At 32.3% G+C, this 19,257-nt stretch carries 17 protein-coding genes and 1 tRNA gene; 7 read left to right on the forward strand and 11 right to left on the reverse strand.

The annotated features are described in order from the left end of the window. From ACWGOQ_RS06705 to ACWGOQ_RS06715, 3 genes are all read left to right on the forward strand, one after another. A complete protein-coding gene (locus tag ACWGOQ_RS06705) occupies positions 1 to 2,691 on the forward strand; it encodes a T9SS type A sorting domain-containing protein (protein WP_452055901.1) in 2,691 nt (896 codons plus the stop codon). A 105-nt stretch (positions 2,692 to 2,796) separates the two neighbouring features. Continuing rightward, a complete protein-coding gene (gene rnpA / locus ACWGOQ_RS06710) occupies positions 2,797 to 3,177 on the forward strand; it encodes a ribonuclease P protein component (RefSeq protein WP_452055900.1) in 381 nt (126 codons plus the stop codon). A gap of 44 nt (positions 3,178 to 3,221) precedes the next feature. Then, on the forward strand, positions 3,222 to 4,844 hold the full coding sequence (locus tag ACWGOQ_RS06715; RefSeq protein WP_452055899.1) for a S41 family peptidase: 1,623 nt from the start codon (positions 3,222 to 3,224) through the stop codon (positions 4,842 to 4,844). 45 nt (positions 4,845 to 4,889) lie between these two features. On the opposite strand, the gene ACWGOQ_RS06720 is transcribed toward ACWGOQ_RS06715, so the two are convergent. The 4 genes from ACWGOQ_RS06720 to ACWGOQ_RS06735 form a co-directional block, all read right to left on the reverse strand. Next, on the reverse strand, positions 4,890 to 5,336 hold the full coding sequence (locus ACWGOQ_RS06720) for a GNAT family N-acetyltransferase (protein WP_452055898.1): 447 nt from the start codon (positions 5,334 to 5,336) through the stop codon (positions 4,890 to 4,892). Positions 5,337 to 5,339: 3 nt separating this feature from the next. Continuing rightward, positions 5,340 to 6,263 carry a cation diffusion facilitator family transporter gene (locus tag ACWGOQ_RS06725; protein WP_452055897.1) on the reverse strand — a complete coding sequence of 308 codons (924 nt, stop codon included), beginning with the start codon at positions 6,261 to 6,263 and terminating at the stop codon, positions 5,340 to 5,342. Positions 6,264 to 6,275: 12 nt separating this feature from the next. Further along, positions 6,276 to 6,707, reverse strand: coding sequence for a ribose 5-phosphate isomerase B (gene rpiB, locus ACWGOQ_RS06730; protein WP_452055896.1), 432 nt, complete (start codon positions 6,705 to 6,707; stop codon positions 6,276 to 6,278). A 563-nt stretch (positions 6,708 to 7,270) separates the two neighbouring features. Next, positions 7,271 to 7,510: a DUF2007 domain-containing protein gene (locus ACWGOQ_RS06735; RefSeq protein WP_452055895.1), complete on the reverse strand. Its 240-nt coding sequence runs from the start codon at positions 7,508 to 7,510 to the stop codon at positions 7,271 to 7,273. 476 nt (positions 7,511 to 7,986) lie between these two features. Between ACWGOQ_RS06735 and rnr the strand changes: the two genes are divergently transcribed. From rnr to ACWGOQ_RS06750, 3 genes are all read left to right on the forward strand, one after another. Beyond that, positions 7,987 to 10,185, forward strand: a complete 2,199-nt coding sequence (rnr, locus tag ACWGOQ_RS06740; RefSeq protein WP_452055894.1) for a ribonuclease R — start codon at positions 7,987 to 7,989, stop codon at positions 10,183 to 10,185. Between the two features lie 65 nt (positions 10,186 to 10,250). Beyond that, on the forward strand, positions 10,251 to 10,925 hold the full coding sequence (locus ACWGOQ_RS06745; RefSeq protein WP_452055893.1) for a head GIN domain-containing protein: 675 nt from the start codon (positions 10,251 to 10,253) through the stop codon (positions 10,923 to 10,925). A gap of 40 nt (positions 10,926 to 10,965) precedes the next feature. Beyond that, complete coding sequence (locus ACWGOQ_RS06750; RefSeq protein ID WP_452055892.1) at positions 10,966 to 11,661, forward strand: LysE family translocator; 696 nt, start codon at positions 10,966 to 10,968, stop codon at positions 11,659 to 11,661. A 32-nt stretch (positions 11,662 to 11,693) separates the two neighbouring features. On the opposite strand, the gene ACWGOQ_RS06755 is transcribed toward ACWGOQ_RS06750, so the two are convergent. Further along, positions 11,694 to 11,764: transfer RNA gene (locus tag ACWGOQ_RS06755), tRNA-Cys, on the reverse strand. 54 nt (positions 11,765 to 11,818) lie between these two features. Continuing rightward, entirely contained in the window at positions 11,819 to 12,175 is a 357-nt protein-coding gene (gene folB, locus ACWGOQ_RS06760; RefSeq protein ID WP_452055891.1) for a dihydroneopterin aldolase, read from the reverse strand. Positions 12,176 to 12,327: 152 nt separating this feature from the next. Between folB and ACWGOQ_RS06765 the strand changes: the two genes are divergently transcribed. Further along, positions 12,328 to 14,373 (forward strand): glutamine--tRNA ligase/YqeY domain fusion protein, encoded by a 2,046-nt coding sequence (locus ACWGOQ_RS06765; protein ID WP_452055890.1) that lies wholly within the window; start codon positions 12,328 to 12,330, stop codon positions 14,371 to 14,373. A 52-nt stretch (positions 14,374 to 14,425) separates the two neighbouring features. Here the strand turns inward: ACWGOQ_RS06765 and ACWGOQ_RS06770 are convergent, their stop codons facing one another. The 5 genes from ACWGOQ_RS06770 to ACWGOQ_RS06790 form a co-directional block, all read right to left on the reverse strand. Continuing rightward, positions 14,426 to 14,935 (reverse strand): hypothetical protein, encoded by a 510-nt coding sequence (locus tag ACWGOQ_RS06770; protein ID WP_452055889.1) that lies wholly within the window; start codon positions 14,933 to 14,935, stop codon positions 14,426 to 14,428. Positions 14,936 to 15,222: 287 nt separating this feature from the next. Then, the gene (locus ACWGOQ_RS06775) at positions 15,223 to 16,167 is read right to left on the reverse strand and encodes an SPFH domain-containing protein (protein ID WP_452055888.1); all 945 of its coding nucleotides are present in this window, start codon (positions 16,165 to 16,167) and stop codon (positions 15,223 to 15,225) included. Between the two features lie 109 nt (positions 16,168 to 16,276). Beyond that, positions 16,277 to 16,411 (reverse strand): hypothetical protein, encoded by a 135-nt coding sequence (locus ACWGOQ_RS06780; protein ID WP_452055887.1) that lies wholly within the window; start codon positions 16,409 to 16,411, stop codon positions 16,277 to 16,279. A gap of 126 nt (positions 16,412 to 16,537) precedes the next feature. Continuing rightward, positions 16,538 to 18,049, reverse strand: coding sequence for a glutamate--tRNA ligase (gene gltX, locus ACWGOQ_RS06785; protein WP_452055886.1), 1,512 nt, complete (start codon positions 18,047 to 18,049; stop codon positions 16,538 to 16,540). A 109-nt stretch (positions 18,050 to 18,158) separates the two neighbouring features. Further along, entirely contained in the window at positions 18,159 to 19,199 is a 1,041-nt protein-coding gene (locus ACWGOQ_RS06790) for an alkane 1-monooxygenase (RefSeq protein WP_452055885.1), read from the reverse strand. Between the last annotated feature and the right edge of the window lie 58 nt (positions 19,200 to 19,257).

Raw genomic sequence — 19,257 nt, forward strand, 5'->3', positions numbered from 1 at the left:
ATGAAAAAGATAAAATTACTAGTATCCATTTCTTTGGTTGTTATTTTTGTTTTTGTTTCTTGTGTTGATAATAAAGAAACTAACAAAAATCAATCTAAGAAAGAATTTGTTCCTTTAAAAAAGGAAGAAAAGAAGAAGGGAAAGACACTTGAGGATCGTCGTCGCTTTGCTGAAGAAAGATGGAAACACGAATTCAATCTTCAGGTAAATCCGAAAACAGGAAAAATTCCAGTAGAAGAAAAACAAAAAGAAATAATTCAGTCTACTGATCTAATGATTCAGAAAAAAAATTCTAAGTCCGCTAGCAACGCAACTTATATCTCCAGAGGACCTTCGAATTTAGGTGGTAGAACACGTTCTTTAGTAATTGATAGAAGTGACGCTACCAGCAATACTATAATTGCAGGAGGTGTAAGTAGTGGAGTGTTTAGAACTACGGATGGTGGAGCAAGTTGGACCAAAGTTTCTGCTAATGATGAAATTCATAATGTAACTACCATAGCTCAAGACCCAAGGACTGGTTTTGAAAATGTTTGGTATTATGGAACCGGTGAAAGTCAAGGTAACTCGGCCTCTGCTGCTGGGGCTACTTTTTTAGGTCAAGGAATATGGCAATCTACAGATAGTGGTTTAACTTGGAGTCAGTTACCGAGTACAGCCTCTACGCAGGAGCAAAATGATTCTCCATTTGATTTCATGTACAAAATAGCTGTCCACCCTATTACTGGAGACCTTTACGCAGGAGCAGGAGGTGCCATTAGAAGATTTGATGGCAATACTTGGACTGTTGAGCTGGATTCTGGTGGAAACTTCTTTTCTGATTTAGCAATTACAAGTACAGGTATTGTATATGCTGCATTTTCCGGCGCTTCTTCTGCTACTGGAGGTGTATGGCGATCGGATAACGGAACTGACGCGTACACAAGAATTGGCTCTAACACTTCTCCTGGTTTTGAAGCCAGTGGAAGAATGGTAATCGCTGTAGCGCCCTCAAACGAAAATATTTTATATGCTTTTTTTACTACTAATACAGGGGTTTTTGAAGCGGGATTATGGCAATGGAATGATAGCTCCGATGCTTGGATAAACAGAACAATAAAAATGCCTGATGAGCCTGGAGGAGACTTATCTGGTAATGACCCTATCGCAGTACAAGGAGGTTACGATCTTGTAGTAAGCGTAAAACCAGATAATGAAAACTTCGTGTTAATTGGGGGAACTAATGCTTACAAAATAGAAGATATTACAACGGATCCAACTTTTACTAGAATCGGTGGCTACAGAAATAATCAAAGTTATGCTTTATATGACTTAGGTATCGACGGAGATCAGCATCACCCAGATATTCATTCGCTAGAATTTGATCCAAATAATCCTAATATATTGTTTAGTGGAACTGATGGAGGTATCCATAAAACAGATCCTACTACATCAGTGATTGCGTGGACCAGCTTAAATAATAATTATCAAACATATCAATATTATCATGTAGCAACGGATCCTGAAGCTAGTTCTAACATTGTAATTGGTGGAGCACAAGATAACGGAACAACAGCTGGTGGGTTTGCAACTAGTCCTGACCTTACCACGATGTCTACACAAGCAGGAGGAGATGGTGTTGCAGTAGCTATATCCAGAGACGATTCTTGTGTGCCTTTCTTTTTAGGTTTTCAAAATGGACCGATTTTTAGAGATTGTCCTAACGGTGGAGAAATTACTCCTGATGGATCTAATAGTAGATTTGTTACCTATTTTTACTTAGACGAAAGCAATAATAATGCATTATATTACGCTGGAAGAAATATATTATATAGAACCAATGAATCCAGTGCTGTTACCTCTTCTACCTGGACAAATCTAGGTAGCTTATTATTTGGAGAAGAAATTAGGCATATGAGTGCATCTTGGGGTGCTTATGAAACCTCAACGAGCTACTTACTAATTGGTGGAAACCAAGGTTCTTTATTTAGGTTGGATGATCCACAAAATGCTACAGCAGTATCTTCTGCCATAGAAATAACTCCTCCGGGTAGGATTGACGGAACTGTATCCGGAATCGCGATTCACCCAACAAATAGAGATATCGTTATGGTAACCTATTCCAACTATGGTATTACAAATATTTATATAACTACAAATGCTACTTCTAATTCTCCTACTTGGACTATAGCGGAAAGAAACTTAGATGCATTCTCTATACGATCTGCTGCTATTACAGAAGTAGATAATGAAACAAGATATTTTGTAGGTACAGCTAGAGGATTATATAGCTCTCTAAATCCAGTTAATGAAAATTGGGAAATAGAAGCTCCCAATCAGATTGGTTTTGCTGTAGTAAGTGATTTAGTATATAAACCTTCTAATACTAAACTTTTAGTAGGGACTCACGGTAATGGAATGTACGAAGCCACTATAGAAGCTACCCTTTCCGTAGAAGAATTTAACACTATAGAATCTAGTTTTGTGGCTTGGCCGATTCCTGCAATTGATATTATTAACGTTGTTGTTGAAGACTCTTTTGTAGTGGGTGATCTTGATTATAATATCTATAGTATAGATGGAAAACAATTAAAACAAGGTGTTCTTAATGGCAACAAACAAGTTAATGTAAGTAACTTATCACAAGGAAATTATATTTTAGAGTTAAGTTCTGCTTCAACCAAAAAAGCAATTATTTTTAACAAAAAATAGTGAACCTTCAAGTTTATGATTTAAAACCGTTATTGGAAATTCTAATAACGGTTTTTATCTTTTAGAAATATTCTTTTCAAATCTTATCACTACTTTTATGCAAATATGAGCGCTACTTTTGGTAAAGAAGAAAAATTAAAAAAGAAAAAGGAAATCGAGCTTCTTTTTTCTGAAGGAAAGTCTATTGCCAAACATCCAATACGCCTAATCTACCGAAAATCAACATTAGAAAAAGATGGTTCAATTCGCGTAGCAGTATCAGTAAGTAAACGTAACTTTAAAAAAGCCGTAGATAGAAATCGTATAAAACGTTTGTTGCGTGAATGTTATAGAAAAAATAAGTATCTTGTGGTTAACAACACTACTTATCACTTTGATTTTATGTTTTTATTCACAGGAAAAGAAATGCCTGATTATAAATTAAGCGAAGCAAAAATAAAAGAAATAATACAAAAGTTTATAACCAAAGAAATTAAAAGACCTTAATCTTAGGGTGCTAGTTGTTGATGAATATGAAAAAGATAAAACGTATGAAAAAGAAAATCCTTTATCCTGCCTTTGCAGTTATTGTACTGTTATCAACAGTAAGTTTTAAATCAGATTTTTTCGAAATTGCCAAACAAATTGAAATTTTTACGACCATGTTTAAAGAGTTAAACATGAACTATGTGGATGAGACAAATCCTGCAGAACTTATGGACACTGCAATCAAGGCCATGTTAGATGATTTAGATCCTTATACAAAATATTGGAACGAACAAGATGTAGAAGCTTCTAAAATTAGAAATGCAGGAGAATACACAGGTATTGGAGCTTCTGTTAAGACAGTTAAAGACAAAATTATTATTATAGAACCTTATAAAGATTATCCAGCAGATAAGGCTGGTTTGAAAGCTGGAGACGAAATTATTCAGATTGGAAATGTAGTAGTATCAGATTTTGAAGAAGACGCAGGAGAACTTCTTAAAGGGGCTAGTGGAACCGAAGTAGAAATCACTTACAAAAGGCAAAACCAAACAAAAACCACTACGTTGACTAGAGAAGAAATAGAAGTAAAAGCTGTTCCATTTTTTACTTTATTAGATGATAACACAGGATATATTGTACTATCAAAATTTAATAATAAAGCATCTTCAGAAACCATTGTTGCCTTAAAAGACCTAAAAACCAAAGGCGCAGATAAAATTATTTTAGATCTTAGGGGAAATCCAGGAGGTTTACTAAGTGAAGCCATAAACGTAACCAACATATTTGTTCCGAAGGGAGAGTTAATTACCACCACAAAATCCGTGGTAAAAAAATATAATAAAGAATACTCGACGAAAAAAACTCCTATTGATATAGAAATACCATTAGTCGTATTGGTAAACGGCCGAAGCGCTTCGGCTAGCGAGATCGTTGCCGGAAGTATTCAGGATTTGGATCGCGGTGTCGTTATCGGTGCTAGAAGTTTTGGCAAAGGATTAGTGCAAAGACCAAAGAAGTTAACTTACGGGACACAATTAAAAATAACCATATCGCGCTATTACACACCTAGTGGACGATGTATTCAGGCTTTGGATTATTGGAATCGTGACGAAAATAATAAGGCAGTTCGTATAAACGAAAGAGATTTTAAAGCTTTTAAAACAAAAAATGGAAGAACTGTGTATGATGGTGGTGGTATTCAGCCCGATATAGAACTAGAAACATCAAAATTTAGTAATATTACAACCTCACTTCTTCAGTCAGATGCAATATTTGATTACGGAACAAAATATTATTATTCGCACGAAATTGATGATATTTCTAATTTTAAGTTAACGAATAACGATTATGAGGATTTTAAAAACTTCGTAAGACAAAGTGGTTTTGATTACGAAACTGCAACTGAAAAATCTCTTAAAAAATCATTAGAAGTAGCCAAAAGAGATAAACTGGATAAAGATATTTCTGAAAGTTACAATGCATTACTAGCATCTATCAAAACATCAAAAGAAAAGGGATTGGATACATATAAAACAGAAATAGCAAATTTGCTTACAGATGAAATCGTAAAACGTTATGCTTATAGAGAAGGGCTTTATGATTATTATATAGAACATAATCCAGAAATAGCGAAGAGTAAAGAAGTCTTAGGAAATAAAACTAAGTACGAAAAGATTTTAAAATAACGTAAAACTTGATATAGTATTAAAACCAGCTAAGTGCTGGTTTTTTTATATTCTAATCATTGAAATATGTGGAATACCATCTTCTAAATATTCATCTCCTGTTTGCTTAAAATTATGTTTTTCGTAGAATCTTTTTAAATAACATTGAGCTGATATTTTGATCTGATCTGTTCCAAAATGATCTTTTATTGCTTCAACACTTTTTGTTATCAAATCGTGTCCATAACCATATTTTCTTTGATCTTTTGATACTACTACCCTGCCAATGCTTGCTTTTTTAAAATAATCACCCGTATTAAATATTCTTGTATACGCTACGATTTCGTTATTTTTATGTCCTATTACATGTAATGCTTTTTGATCCTTATCGTCTATATCCTGAAAAATACAATCCTGTTCTACTACAAACACTTCTGCTCGTAGGCGTAAAATTTTATATAGCTCTATTAACTCTAATTCATTAAAACACTTAATCTTAAATTCAATATCCATATATTAGTCTTGCACAATAATATCTTTACTATCATTTTTGTTATACTCCGGTTGCAAAGTAACATGATTTATACCAAACCTTTCATATAATATCTCTTCGACAACCTGAAGTATTTCTCCAAATCTAGACACTGGGATATCATCATTAAAATCAATATGTGCTTCTAAATGGGTTTCCTCTTCATTAAGTTGCCATACATGAATGTGATGGATACTCTTGACTTCTTGCAAATTATTTACAACGCTTACAATCTCTTTTACAGCAATATTTTCAGGAGTGAATAACATTAATATTTTAAATGATGATTTTAATAAATCATATCCAACAAAAACCAAATAAAAAGCAATGATAAATGTCAGTACACTATCTATCCAAAACATTTTATAAAACTTCATTAATATACCGCCCAATAAAACTGCAATAGACGCCATCATATCGGTAATAAGATGCAAATATGCAGACCTCATATTCATGTTTACTTTACTATCTTTTTTTAGTAGTAAAACACTTATACCATTACCTACAATAGCTACAGAAGATAATATTATTACTGTCTGAGTTGTAATTTCTTGTGGATTTTGTAAACGTTCTATTGCTTCAATAATTAAAAAAACTGCAACGACAATCAAAGTAGCCGAATTTACAAAAGCAGCCATTATTTCTGCCCGCTTAAATCCAAAAGTTCTTTGAATAGACGCTTCTTTTTTTGCAAGTCTGTTTGCAAAAAAACTAACTATTAATGAAAGCACATCGCTAAAATTATGAAGAGCGTCAGATAATAACGAAAGGCTTCCTGAAACCAATCCACCTATAACCTGTGCAACGGTAATTACAATATTTAATAGAATAGAAATTAATAAATTACGTCCTCTTAATTTTGGATGCGAATGTGAAGGGTGGTGGTTATGAGCGTGACTTTTTACCATCTCTCTTTTTGCTTAACACATAGAAATCTTATTTACCCTGTTTTGATGTCTTCCACCCTCAAATTTTGTATTTATAAAAATTTTAACCATCTCAATAGCTTGAGGTAAAGAAGTAAACCTTGCGGGAATACAAATGATGTTTGCGTTATTATGTTGTCTTGTCAATTCAGTTATTTCTTTTGTCCAACATAATCCAGCTCTTACGTTTTTATATTTATTTGCGGTCATAGAAACACCATTTCCACTACCGCAAATCAAAATTCCAAAATCAACAACTTGGGTATCTACCTCATTTGCTACCGGATGAACAAAGTCTGGATAATCTACACTACTATTTTCATCAGTACCATAATTTACTACCGATATACCTTCAGATTTTAAGTAACTTATTATTCCAAATTTGTATTCGGTTCCTGCGTGATCATTTCCAATAGCTATTTTCACAACTTTCTAATTTTTGTATTAGTTAAATATTCTATTTATTTGCTAATCACAAAGATACTTTAATAAGAAAAGGTAGACTTCAAAAAAATTATAAATTAACTAAAGTAAATTTAATGTTAATAACACCTTACCTTCTGTTAACATTGGATGTCGATAAATAGTTCTTAAAATTGAGTAACTTTTTTTGGAGTTATTAATTATAATTTCCATACTCAACTATTACTTAAAAATCAAAATTTTTTAATGAGTTTCTTTAGATAAGTTTTAAAAAATTTAACACTTGTTATCAACTATGGTTTTACCGTAAAACTATTAATAAAAATATGTGTTTATAAACTATGAACAACTGTTAACTAAATTTATCTTATATAAGATTTTCAAGTATTTACACTATTAATATCTTGTTCATATATATCTAAAAAGTCAACCTAAGTTAATAAACAAATAAAATTTACTTAAGTTATACCGCTATCAACACTACATCATAATCATCATTTTATTTTTAAAATTTAGAAAAAGAAAAATGATATTTATAATAAATGTTGAAAACTATTAGCGTGCGATTATATAATTCTTAGATGTGAATTAGCATTTAGATCATCTATGATTTGTTGGGCTCTTATAAGATCCTTTCGGTGAACTTTCAGGTTGATTCCTCCCAGAGCATTTGAGTAAAAAGGAAAGACCCCAATCATAGTCTCATTCTCAAAAAAATAAGAAATACCTTCTCTTTCCAAAAGAAGTCGTAATATTGCATAATCGTTTGGATAGGTAAAGGTTGCGATTGTAATAAAATCTTTCATAGAAATAATCCAGATAATAGATGATTATCTAAATATACAAATTATCTAAAAAATTGAATTAATTAATTTGAGTAGCTTCCTTATCAGAATTAATAGTTCCATTTATTTCTGATTTCCTATTAGTGTCTGTTTTCTGATCCATTGTATTTCCTATAAAAAGTGTAGAGTAATATATACCTACTAAAAATATTAGTATAAATAGGAATATAATCTTATGGATTTTTTTGATTTTGTAATTCATATACTTAATACCAAACGAACGAAAGACGATCTTCGTATTTTAAAATTAAGTAAATTTTAAGAAAAAAAAGAAGATTTGTTAATAATAGTTATTTGTAAGTATCTGATTTACAGATGACATATTTTTTTAACTATAAATAAGAATAAAATTCAATATTTAATAAAAGTTTATATAGAAAACCACTGATGTTAAAAGATAAGCCGTAATTTTATATTGTATTACTTAAAAAACATTAATGAAAAGAAAAAGAAGAAGAGGAAAAAAGTCCCCTAAAATAGAAAATATAACCCAAGGAATACTTAAAATACTTAAATCAGAACCTAATAACACTTTTAATTATAGACAAATTGCTGCAAAGTTTGGAGTAGACGATGCAAGCAGTAGAAATCAGATTATAAAGAAATTAGCACAACTTGCTGCAAAAAAGCAAATAGAAGAGATTGATAGAGGGAAGTTTAAAATTGTACCAAATTTGAATACATATTCGGGGATCTTGGATATTACATCTAAAGGAACCGGATATGTTATAGTTAAGGATCTGGAAGATGATATTTTTATACCAAATAACAATTTGAACAAAGCTTTAAATGGGGATGAAGTAGAGGTGTATGTGTATAAAAGAAAACGCAGAGGAAAGAGCGAAGGAGAAATCTCTAGAATTATCGCTAGAAAAAAAGATGAGTTTGTAGGGATTATTGAAATACAAAAAAATTATGCATTTGTTGCCATGCAAGATGGTAAAATGTACACTGATATTTTTGTTCCGAAGAATAAAATAAACAATGCTGAAGATGGAGATAAAGTATTGGTTAAGTTAGAGGATTGGCCGGAAAAAGCGGATTCCCCATTTGGTAAAGTGGTAAAAGTACTTGGTAAACCAGGAGAACACAATACAGAAATTCATTCGATATTGGCGCAGTATGGTCTACCTTATGAGTTTCCTAGTGAGGTAGAGACTTTTGCTAATGAATTGGATACTTCTATACAGGAATCCGAGATCAAAAAACGAAGAGATATGCGCAAAACGTTGACCTTTACAATTGATCCAAAAGATGCTAAGGATTTTGATGATGCCTTATCATTTAAAGTTTTAGAGAATGGAAACTACGAAATAGGAATACATATTGCCGATGTATCCCATTATGTTGAGCCTGGAACTGTTTTAGACGATGAAGCTTATGAAAGAGCTACCTCTGTTTATCTGGTGGATAGAGTAGTACCAATGCTTCCAGAAGTGTTATCAAATAATGCTTGTTCATTAAGACCTAATGAAGAAAAATATACTTTTTCTACTGTTTTTGAATTAAACAACAAAGCCGAAATAAAGAAACAATGGTTTGGTAGAACGGTCACCTATTCTGACGCTCGTTTTGCATATGAAGAAGCACAACACATTATTGAAACTAACGAGAATGTAATTCCAAAAGATATTTCTCTGACTGGAAAACAGTATAAGGTGGATCAGAAAATAGCTGATGCAGTACTCAAATTAAACGAGTTAGCTAAGATAATGAGAGCTAAACGAATGAAACATGGAGCAATTTCTTTTGATAAAGTAGAAGTAAAATTTAATTTAAATGAAGAAAGTAATCCTGTAGGAGTGTTTTTTAAGACTTCTAAGGACGCGAATAAGCTTATTGAGGAATTTATGTTACTTGCCAATAAAAAGGTAGCAGAATTTATAGGAAAGCAAAATCCAAAGAAAACATTTGTGTATAGGGTTCATGATGAACCTAACGATGAAAAACTTGCTGCTTTGCAAAATGTAATTGGTCGGTTTGGTTATAAATTGGATTTACGGGATCGTAAAACTACAACCAATTCACTCAATGGATTATTAAAAGATGTTCAAGGAAAAAAAGAACAGAATCTGGTAGATACACTGGCAATACGAAGTATGAGTAAAGCTGAGTATACGACACATAACATTGGCCATTATGGACTAGCATTTGATTATTATTCTCATTTTACATCACCAATAAGACGTTATCCGGATGTTATGGCACATCGTTTGTTGCAACATTACATAGATAATGGTAAGTCTGCTTCTGAAGAAGAATATGAAGAACGATGTAATCATAGTAGTTCTATGGAAAACCTTGCCGCAAGTGCTGAGAGGGATTCTATAAAATATATGCAGATAAAATTCATGAAAGATCATAAAGACGAAGAATTCTTAGGAGTAATTTCTAGCGTAACTGAATGGGGATTATACGTAGAAATTATTAGTAATAAATGTGAAGGAATGATACGTCTTAAAGATATAAGTGATGATCATTACATTTTTGATCAGGACGAATATGCAGTTATAGGACAGCGTTCTAAAAAAGTATATCAGTTAGGAGATGAAGTATATGTAAAAGTAAAGAATGCAGATCTAATAAAAAGACATTTAGATTTTACCTTATTGGGAAGTAAAGAAGCCGTAGAATAAACGATAAACTATATCGTTACTTTAAAAAGTAAATCGAATACAAATTAATTTTAAATGTAAAAGCAATGAAAAAAGTAATAGTTCTCTCGTTATTTTTTGTTGTAGCTGTATTAAACGCACAAAAAGTTATTACAAAGGATGTTGGAGATTTTGATGAGCTTAAAGTTTTTGATAAAATAGAAGTAAAACTTATTGAAGGATCGGAAAACAAAGTAGAAATTTCGGGTATTAGTAGAAAGGAAGTGGATGTGGTTACGAAAGACAATGTTCTTAAAATCAAAATGTCTTTAAGTAATACCTGGGAAGATAATGACACCAAGGTAACGGTATATTATACTGATATTTCTAAGTTAGACGTTAATGAAGGAGCTAAGATTATGGTAAAAGGAGTTATAAAAGCAACTGATTTGGATATAAGAGCACAAGAAGGTGGAGACATTTATGCAGAAATCGAAACAGATAAATTATTAGCAAGAGCAGTAACTGGAGGCGAGTTGCATCTCGAAGGGATAGCAGATGAGCAAGAAGTAACAGTCAAAGCTGGAGGACAGTATATTTCTGAAGACTTAAAGACGAAACGAACTGAGGTTAAAATTAGTGCTGGAGGACGAGCAAATGTGTATGCGAGTGATTACGTCAAAGCAAATACAGCAGCTGGTGGTACCATACGAATTTTTGGAAATCCAAAAGAAGTCGATGGAAAAAAAGTTTTTGGTGGTAAAATTATAGAGGTAAACTAAGTAGTATTTTCTAACTTTGTAAGAAATACGCTTATACTTTATGTTTCAAGACGCACAAGCTGCTATATTTTTAGGATTTATATTAGCCTTTTTAATAGGACCCGTATTTTTTGTTCTGTTAGAAACTGCTGCTATAAAAGGATTTAGGGCAGCGCTAGCGGTAGATCTTGGAGTCATTTTCGCAGATGTTGTATTTATCCTAATTGCATATTTTAGTACCAATAAAATTTTAGAAAAAATAAAAGATGACCCTGCCTTATTTATTTTTGGTGGGATGTTATTAGCTACGTATGGTACTATTTCCTTTATCAAGGAAAGAAAAAATTACAATAAACTTAGAGACACTTCTGTAGAAATTATTAATAAGCATAACTATTTTGTACTTTTTTTTAAAGGCTTTATATTAAACTTCATAAATATTGGTGTCTTGGCTTTCTGGATTGGAATAATTGTGGTCGCAGGACCGCAAATGGATATGGATACCAATAGAATTATTTTGTTTTTCGCCATGGTTCTTGGTACATATCTGTTTGTAGATGTTCTAAAGATGCTTTTGGCTAAACGGTTGAAAAGAAAACTTACCCCCAAACGTACCTATATAATTAAAAGGACTATTAGTATGATTATGATAGTTTTTGGGATATTTTTAATTTTGAAAGGCGTTCTTCCTGATACTATGGAAAAGAAAATTCAGGATAAAATTGAAAAAATAACACCTGATACTGGTTTTAAATAAAAAATCCTGTAAAAAATTACAGGATTTTTTTGAGGTGTCGAGCGGATTCGAACCGCTGTAGATGGTGTTGCAGACCACTGCCTAGCCACTCGGCCACGACACCCTTTTTTGTCTTTGAGGGCAAATGTAAAAAAATTTATGATTACTTCAGATTTATTTATCTTTTTTTACTCCTGGTAATAGTAACCATTTGTACATTTCCTCCTATAGGAGGATTAATTTTAGAAACATCTACCGTTGCTTTTGCTACCAAAGGCAACTCCTCTAATATACGAGTTAAAATTCGTTCTGCAGCATGTTCCAATAATTTTGAAGGAATAGCCATCTCTTCTTTAACAATATGGTTTAGATGTACATAATCAACAGTATCCGAAAGACGATCCGTTTGAGCAGACGTGTTAAGATCTGCTTTTATTTTTAAATCTATACGGTAATCAGAACCTATTTTTTTTTCTTCTATAAGACATCCATGATAAGCATATACCTTGATGTTTTTAAGCGTAATTAATCCCACTGAATTTTTTTACAAAGGTACTAGAATCTTCGATAGGATAGCAAATGAAAACGACCGTTTTATAAAGAGGTATCTGGGTAATCAAACAGTAATCATATAATTGTTGTGTATCATTGGAAATATTAGGTAATTTTGTGTTTTATTTTTAATCGATGACAGAAGAAAAAAAATCACTCAACTTTTTAGAGCATATTGTAGAAGAAGACCTTGCAGATGGAATGGATCCTAAGGATTTACGTTTTCGGTTTCCTCCAGAACCTAATGGGTATTTGCATATTGGGCATACCAAAGCAATTGGAATCAGTTTTGGGCTTGGACTCACGTATGATGCTCCGGTTAATTTGCGTTTTGATGATACAAACCCTGCAAAAGAAGAGCAAGAGTATGTGGATGCTATTAAAAAAGATATTTCGTGGTTAGGATATCAATGGGATCAAGAGTGCTACTCTTCTGATTATTTCCAGCAATTATATGATTGGACTGTAGCGCTGATAAAAGAGGGAAAAGCATATGTAGATAGCCAATCTTCTGAAGAGATTGCAGCACAAAAAGGAACAACTACAGAGCCAGGAATGAATAGCCCTTATAGGGATAGATCGGTAGAAGAAAATTTAAAGCTGTTTCAACGCATGAAAACTGGCGAATTTGATGAGGGTGAACACGTAGTAAGAGCGAAAATAGATATGACTGATCCAAATATGTTGATGCGTGATCCGTTAATGTACAGAATATTAAAGAAGTCGCACCATAGAACGGGTGATGAATGGTGTATATACCCTATGTATGATTGGACACATGGAGAAAGTGATTATATTGAGAATATTTCACATTCTTTATGTTCGTTAGAATTTAAACCGCACAGAAAGCTATATGATTGGTTTTTAGATCAAATTTGTAGTAGTAATCACATTCGACCTAAACAAAGAGAATTTGCACGCCTCAATCTAAGTTATACCATAATGAGTAAGCGTAAGTTACTCAGATTGGTGAATGAAGGAGTAGTGAATGGTTGGGATGATCCAAGAATGCCTACTATCTCTGGGTTACGAAGAAGAGGATATACTCCAGCTTCGATAAGAAAGTTCGTAGAAACGGTAGGTGTAGCAAAAAGAGAAAATGTTATTGACGTTTCATTACTAGAGTTTTGTGTTCGAGAAGATCTTAATAAAACAGCTCCTAGAGTAATGGCGGTAATAAACCCTGTAAAACTGGTGATTACTAACTATCCTGATAAAAAAGAAGAATGGTTAGAATCAGAAAATAATCCGGAAGATGAAAAAGCAGGCTCCAGAGAACTACCTTTTTCTAGAGAATTATATATAGAACAAGAAGATTTTAAAGAAGAAGCAAGCCGTAAGTATTTTAGGCTCACATTAGGGAAAGAAGTTCGTCTCAAAAATGCATACATCATCAAAGGAGAAAGTGTTGTAAAAGATGATAAAGGAAACATCACAGAGATACATTGTACCTATGATCCTAAGAGTAAATCTGGAAGTGGGACCGAAGAATCTAAACGTAATGTAAAGGGTACTTTGCATTGGGTTTCTATACCTCATGCAATCCCAGCAGAAATAAGATTGTATGATCGTCTATTTAGTGATGAAGCTCCGGATAGTCATAAGGAAAAGGATTTTATGGAATTTCTAAATCCCGATTCTTTAAAAGTGATTACCGGATATGTAGAACCTGGACTTAAAAAGGCAAATCCATTGGATCAATTTCAATTTCAAAGACTAGGATATTTTAATGTGGATCCCGATAGTACCCCACAAGCGTTGGTATTTAATAGAACTGTTGGTCTTCGTGATACTTGGGCTAAAGTTAAACCTTCAACGAATAAACAAACAGTCAATAAACCACAGAATAATAAACAAGGAGAGATAGCACCAATTGAAGAAATTAAGAGGGCAGGAAAAAAATATACTAATCTACCAGAAGATAAGAGAGAAGTTCTTAAAAAGAGGCTTATAGAAGCTGCAAAAAAGATAGAGATCGAGGAGTTAGTTCCGCTATATGGAACAGCAGCAAAAAAAATAGGAACGCGCATTGTTACTACTATTGCACTAGCGACAGTTTTAGAAACTAAAAATAGTAAACCTGATCAATTGGCAAAAGATTTTATTCTAAAAGGAAAAGAAGATACGAATGAATTATTGAGTAAGGAATCAGAAATAATTGCTACTAAATACAACTTGTAAAGGTAACTAATGATATAAAAAAGGGAGATAATTATTTTATCTCCCTTTTTTATTAATTATTAGCTATTTGCTTATCCTGAGGAATTTCAATTTCGGTTTCGAAATTTTTAAATATTTTCATGGTTTCCTCATCCGATAGTAGTTTATTGGATTCAACAAAATACCATTTTTCTTCCTTTTTGTCATAAAATCCAAATAACGAGCTTTTTAATGTTACATAACGTCCATTAAAATCCATTTTTATAGTATTTTTTACCAAACAACGATATTCTCTTTTTTCTTTTTTTATATCGGTTAATTCATCTATTTCTGAACTCACAATTTTTATTTTCTGAGCTGTCATAGTTTTGAAAACCTGATCAATATCATTTCTTAGTTGTTGTTCGCCATATTTTTTGGTAATTTTTGGGTGTGTATATTCTAAAAGCGTAGTTACATCTTTCTCAAGTGAAGCTTCTGAAACTATTTTTGCATCTCTTAACGCTTGTTTTTCTAACTTATTGATGTTTTGTGAAAAAACACTTCCGGAAACAAGTAAGAATATAAGTAGGTAATTTTTCATTTTCATTTTCGTCAAAGTTACTCTTTTTTTAATCAATAAAGAATAACTATAATTTTATTATTAGTATTGTTTTTGTTTATTATAATTAGGTTCATATTAAAGACGCTAAGAGATGATAAAAGTTGCATAATATCATTTTATGTGTCAATTACACAAAAGCCCTTAAAACGTATTATTTTAAATATGAAGCAAAATTAATAAATTGTAGAGATAGGTTTTCTAAAAATGAGTAAAAAAATAACCCGATCAGAATATATGATCGGGTTGATGTTTTTTATAAGATATTCTTATGCTTCAGGTTTTTTCTTACCCAAGCCTTTTTTAGCATTTTGCCGTTTCATTTCCTCTCCAATCTGGTTAGAAGCAGTAAAGGAAGCAATCATATTATTTAACATATCGCTACCCGCCTGTGGCGAATTAGGTAATAATATCAAATTGCTATTGGTTTCTTCACCTATAGATTGTAACGTATCATAATGTTGGGTAACTACAATAAGGGCAGAAGCTTCCTGAGAATTGATACCCACATTATTTAATACATCAACACTCTCTTCGAGTCCTCTTGCAATTTCTCTTCTTTGATCCGCTATACCTTGTCCTTGTAACCGTTTGCTTTCTGCTTCTGCACGAGCTTTAGCAACAATTTTAATACGTTCAGCTTCAGCTTCATATTCAGCAGCAACTTTTTCTCGTTCGGCTGCATTAATTCTGTTCATGGCTTCTTTAACCTGTAGATCTGGATCAATATCAGTAACTAATGTTTTGATAATATCATATCCATAATTGATCATTGCTTCGTTTAATTCTTGTTTTACAGCAATAGCAATATCATCTTTTCTTTCGAAAACATCATCAAGTTTCATTTTAGGAACTTCTGCACGAACTACATCAAATACATACGAAGTAATCTGATCGTGTGGGTTTTCTAGTTTATAAAAGGCATCGTATACCTTTTCTTTAATAACCTGAAATTGTACAGAAATTTTAAGACGGACAAAAACATCATCTTTTGTTTTGGTTTCCACAAGAACATCAAGCTGTTGAATTTTAAGGTTGATACGACCTGCTATATTATCAATTATAGGAATTTTCATTTGTAATCCTGAGTTACGAATACTATGAAATTTTCCGAATCTTTCAATAATTGCGGATGTTTGTTGTTTAACAACAAAGAAAAATTTTATAAATAGGAAGAATCCTAGGATGACCAATGGTATGATGTAATAATTCATGACAGTAAATTAAAAGGTTTATAGTTCTGTATTAAAAGTAAATATAAAATGTGATTCAATCACTTTATTTAGCAATAGTTATCACGGCAGTAGAGGTGCCTGAACTACTCTAGGTTCCAAATGCAACAGAAATAATTTCCCATCCATCCTGAGAGGCTTTATTTAAAGTTTCTTCTACTTCTTTTCTTAGTTTTTCAGTAGACCATAAATTGGATCGTTTAAGCACTTTATATTGTTTTCCCATAGTTGATATATGTTATAGAGTTACCATAAAAGTATATAAGTATATCAAAATGTTACATCTTGCAAAAACCAAAAACCCATTATCCTACTTTAGATAATGGGTTTTATTAAAATATAACAAATGTTATTATAATTTCTCTATAGCAGATTCAATCCTTTTAATAGTTTCTTGTTTACCTATTATAGATGCTATTTTAAAAAGATCAGGGCCTTGTAGCGATCCTACTAGTGCAATACGAAGAGGCATCATGATTTTACCAAACCCAATTTCTTTAGATGTGATCCAACTTTTTATAATGGAAGAAACATTGTCTGAAGAGAAGTCAGTAATATCATTAATAATTCTAGTCAATTCGTGCATTAAGTTTGGCGTATTTTCTTTCCAGGCTTTCTTGGTTGCTTTTTCGTCGTATTGTGAAGGAGCTATAAACAAAAAAGAACTAAGATTCCATAAGTCTTTTGAAAATATGGCTCTTTCTTTAATTAAATGAACAATGTCAATAAGGTCAAATGTTGTAACAATATTCTTATCAGAAAGTATCGTTTTCAGTTGTTCCACGTGTACGGAATCATTTGTTTTTTGGAAGTATTGCTGCTGAAACCATTTCGATTTATTAGGGTCAAACTTGGCGCCGGCCTTATGAACTCCGCTAAGGTCAAATTCTTTTATTAATTCTTTTAATGTAAATAGTTCCTGTTCAGTTCCAGGGTTCCAACCCAGAAAAGCAAGCATATTGATAACTGCTTCAGGAAGATATCCATCTTCACGATATCCTGACGCAATTTCTTGAGTTTTAGGATCTGTCCACGCCAAAGGGAATACTGGAAAACCTCCGTCTACACCATCCCTTTTTCCTAACTTTCCCTTTCCATTAGGTTTTAAAATTAAAGGTAAATGTGAAAAACTTGGTGCATCCCAACCAAAACTTCGATAAAGTAAAATATGCAATGCAAGTGACGGTAACCATTCTTCTCCACGAATAACGTGTGTAATTTCCATTAAATGGTCATCAACAATATTAGCTAAATGATATGTTGGCATCCCATCACTTTTAAATAGGATTTTATCGTCTAATATATTGGTATCTATTTTAATATTCCCACGAATTTCATCAGTAAGATGTAAAGTTTCGTCTGTAGGAGATTTAAACCGAATAACATACGGCTCACCAGAGTTAATTTTTTGCTGTACTTCTTCTGTTGTTAGCGATAACGAATTAACAAGTTTATTTCTATTATGCCAATTATAGATGAATGTTTTTCCTTGAGCCTCATGGTCTTTTCTATGTGTATCAAGTTCTTCAGACGTATCAAAAGCGTAGTAAGCATGACCATTTTCTAGTAATATATCAGCATATTGTTTATAAAGATGTTTTCGTTCACTCTGTCGATAGGGCCCAAAACCACCATCCTTTCCGGGGCCTTCATCATATGGAATATGGCACCAATTTAGTGCTTCTATAATATAATCTTCAGCACCTGGTACAAACCTTTTCTCATCGGTATCTTCTATTCTAAGAACAAAGGACCCTTGATTTTTTTTAGTAAATAGATAATTAAATAAAGCGGTTCTGACACCACCTATATGAAGAGGTCCCGTAGGACTGGGGGCAAAGCGTACCCTTGTGTTTTTTGTCATGATGTTATTTTTTAACCTAAAAAAGGTGTACAAAAGCAACAACAAAGATACAATCTAAAATAAGTGATATAAAACAATTGTTTTTATTTATTAAAACAATTGAAAAGGATTAGTTTGGCTTCATCTCGTTTGGAACTCTTTTATTCATTAAGATAAACCAAAGAGGAGGAAGTAAGGATAAAACCATAGAAGTTGGATACCCAAAAGGAAGTTGGGGACTTTGATTATGATGATCAAGAAGCTGATATTTTTTTGAAGCTTTATAATGATGATCACTATGTCTTGTTAATTCAAAAAGTAAAATACGTCCTAATAAATGATTAGAATTCCAGGAATGTATTTCTCGAACTCTTTCATATCGGCCAGAATTATTTGTTTTTCTTCGCAAACCATAGTGTTCTATGTAGTTGATCGTTTCTAATAATAAGAAACCAATGATACCACAACATACAGCAACTAGTAATCCTATAAAACTAAAGATAGAAAAGATAATTATTAGATACATAGCAGTAATGATAAGATACCAGAACATGTCATTCTTTATAGAGAAAAAAGATTGTTTGTTTTGTTTTAACAATCGAATTTGAATTTTCCAAGCACTAGTATATTGTCCAATAACTGAGGTGAACCAAAAAAAATAAAGTGGCTGGTTGTATGTTGCAGTTGCAGGATCCTCTTTGGTAGCAGCTTTAAGGTGGTGGCCAAAATTGTGTTCCACATAGAAATGCATATATAGTGAGGGAAGCAACAAAGCTTTTGCGATGAATCGTTCTTTAGAAAAACGATGACCTAGTTCGTGACCAACATTGATACCATTTGCACCAAGAACAATCCCTGTAGATATGATAATACCAACTAGTTCGTAGGTTTCTAAAGAAACAGTAGTTACAGTATGCAGAGCATAGAAAAGAATACAATAGATAATAGGGAGATTAGCGTATAGAAGCCAATCGAATAATTTTTTCCTGGATTTAGATAATCTGATGCTATCATCTAGATTTTCTTCGGAAGAAGGAGTGAACACCTCGATAATTGGTATAAGGCCAAACACATAAACAGGAGTCAAATACGTATATATATCTTGCAACCAAATACTTAAAAAGGCGACAATAGGAATAGAATATGCGGAGATATATTTTAAATCTTTCATAATAAGTTAATAGCTAGGGGTTTGAATTATAATAAATATAACAATTCTATAAGAAATA

The organism is Aquimarina ulvae, from assembly GCF_053613295.3.

Bases quoted from the DNA above. Each gene is read 5' to 3' on its own strand.
- ACWGOQ_RS06705 (WP_452055901.1), top strand. From the start codon at position 1: ATGAAAAAGATAAAATTACTAGTATCCATTTCTTTGGTTGTTATTTTT.
- rnpA (WP_452055900.1), top strand. From the start codon at position 2,797: ATGAGCGCTACTTTTGGTAAAGAAGAAAAATTAAAAAAGAAAAAGGAA.
- ACWGOQ_RS06715 (WP_452055899.1), top strand. From the start codon at position 3,222: ATGAAAAAGAAAATCCTTTATCCTGCCTTTGCAGTTATTGTACTGTTA.
- ACWGOQ_RS06720 (WP_452055898.1), bottom strand. From the start codon at position 5,336: ATGGATATTGAATTTAAGATTAAGTGTTTTAATGAATTAGAGTTAATA.
- ACWGOQ_RS06725 (WP_452055897.1), bottom strand. From the start codon at position 6,263: ATGGTAAAAAGTCACGCTCATAACCACCACCCTTCACATTCGCATCCA.
- ACWGOQ_RS06735 (WP_452055895.1), bottom strand. From the start codon at position 7,510: ATGAAAGATTTTATTACAATCGCAACCTTTACCTATCCAAACGATTAT.
- rnr (WP_452055894.1), top strand. From the start codon at position 7,987: ATGAAAAGAAAAAGAAGAAGAGGAAAAAAGTCCCCTAAAATAGAAAAT.
- ACWGOQ_RS06745 (WP_452055893.1), top strand. From the start codon at position 10,251: ATGAAAAAAGTAATAGTTCTCTCGTTATTTTTTGTTGTAGCTGTATTA.
- ACWGOQ_RS06750 (WP_452055892.1), top strand. From the start codon at position 10,966: ATGTTTCAAGACGCACAAGCTGCTATATTTTTAGGATTTATATTAGCC.
- ACWGOQ_RS06765 (WP_452055890.1), top strand. From the start codon at position 12,328: ATGACAGAAGAAAAAAAATCACTCAACTTTTTAGAGCATATTGTAGAA.
- ACWGOQ_RS06770 (WP_452055889.1), bottom strand. From the start codon at position 14,935: ATGAAAAATTACCTACTTATATTCTTACTTGTTTCCGGAAGTGTTTTT.
- ACWGOQ_RS06775 (WP_452055888.1), bottom strand. From the start codon at position 16,167: ATGAATTATTACATCATACCATTGGTCATCCTAGGATTCTTCCTATTT.
- ACWGOQ_RS06780 (WP_452055887.1), bottom strand. From the start codon at position 16,411: ATGGGAAAACAATATAAAGTGCTTAAACGATCCAATTTATGGTCTACT.
- gltX (WP_452055886.1), bottom strand. From the start codon at position 18,049: ATGACAAAAAACACAAGGGTACGCTTTGCCCCCAGTCCTACGGGACCT.
- ACWGOQ_RS06790 (WP_452055885.1), bottom strand. From the start codon at position 19,199: ATGAAAGATTTAAAATATATCTCCGCATATTCTATTCCTATTGTCGCC.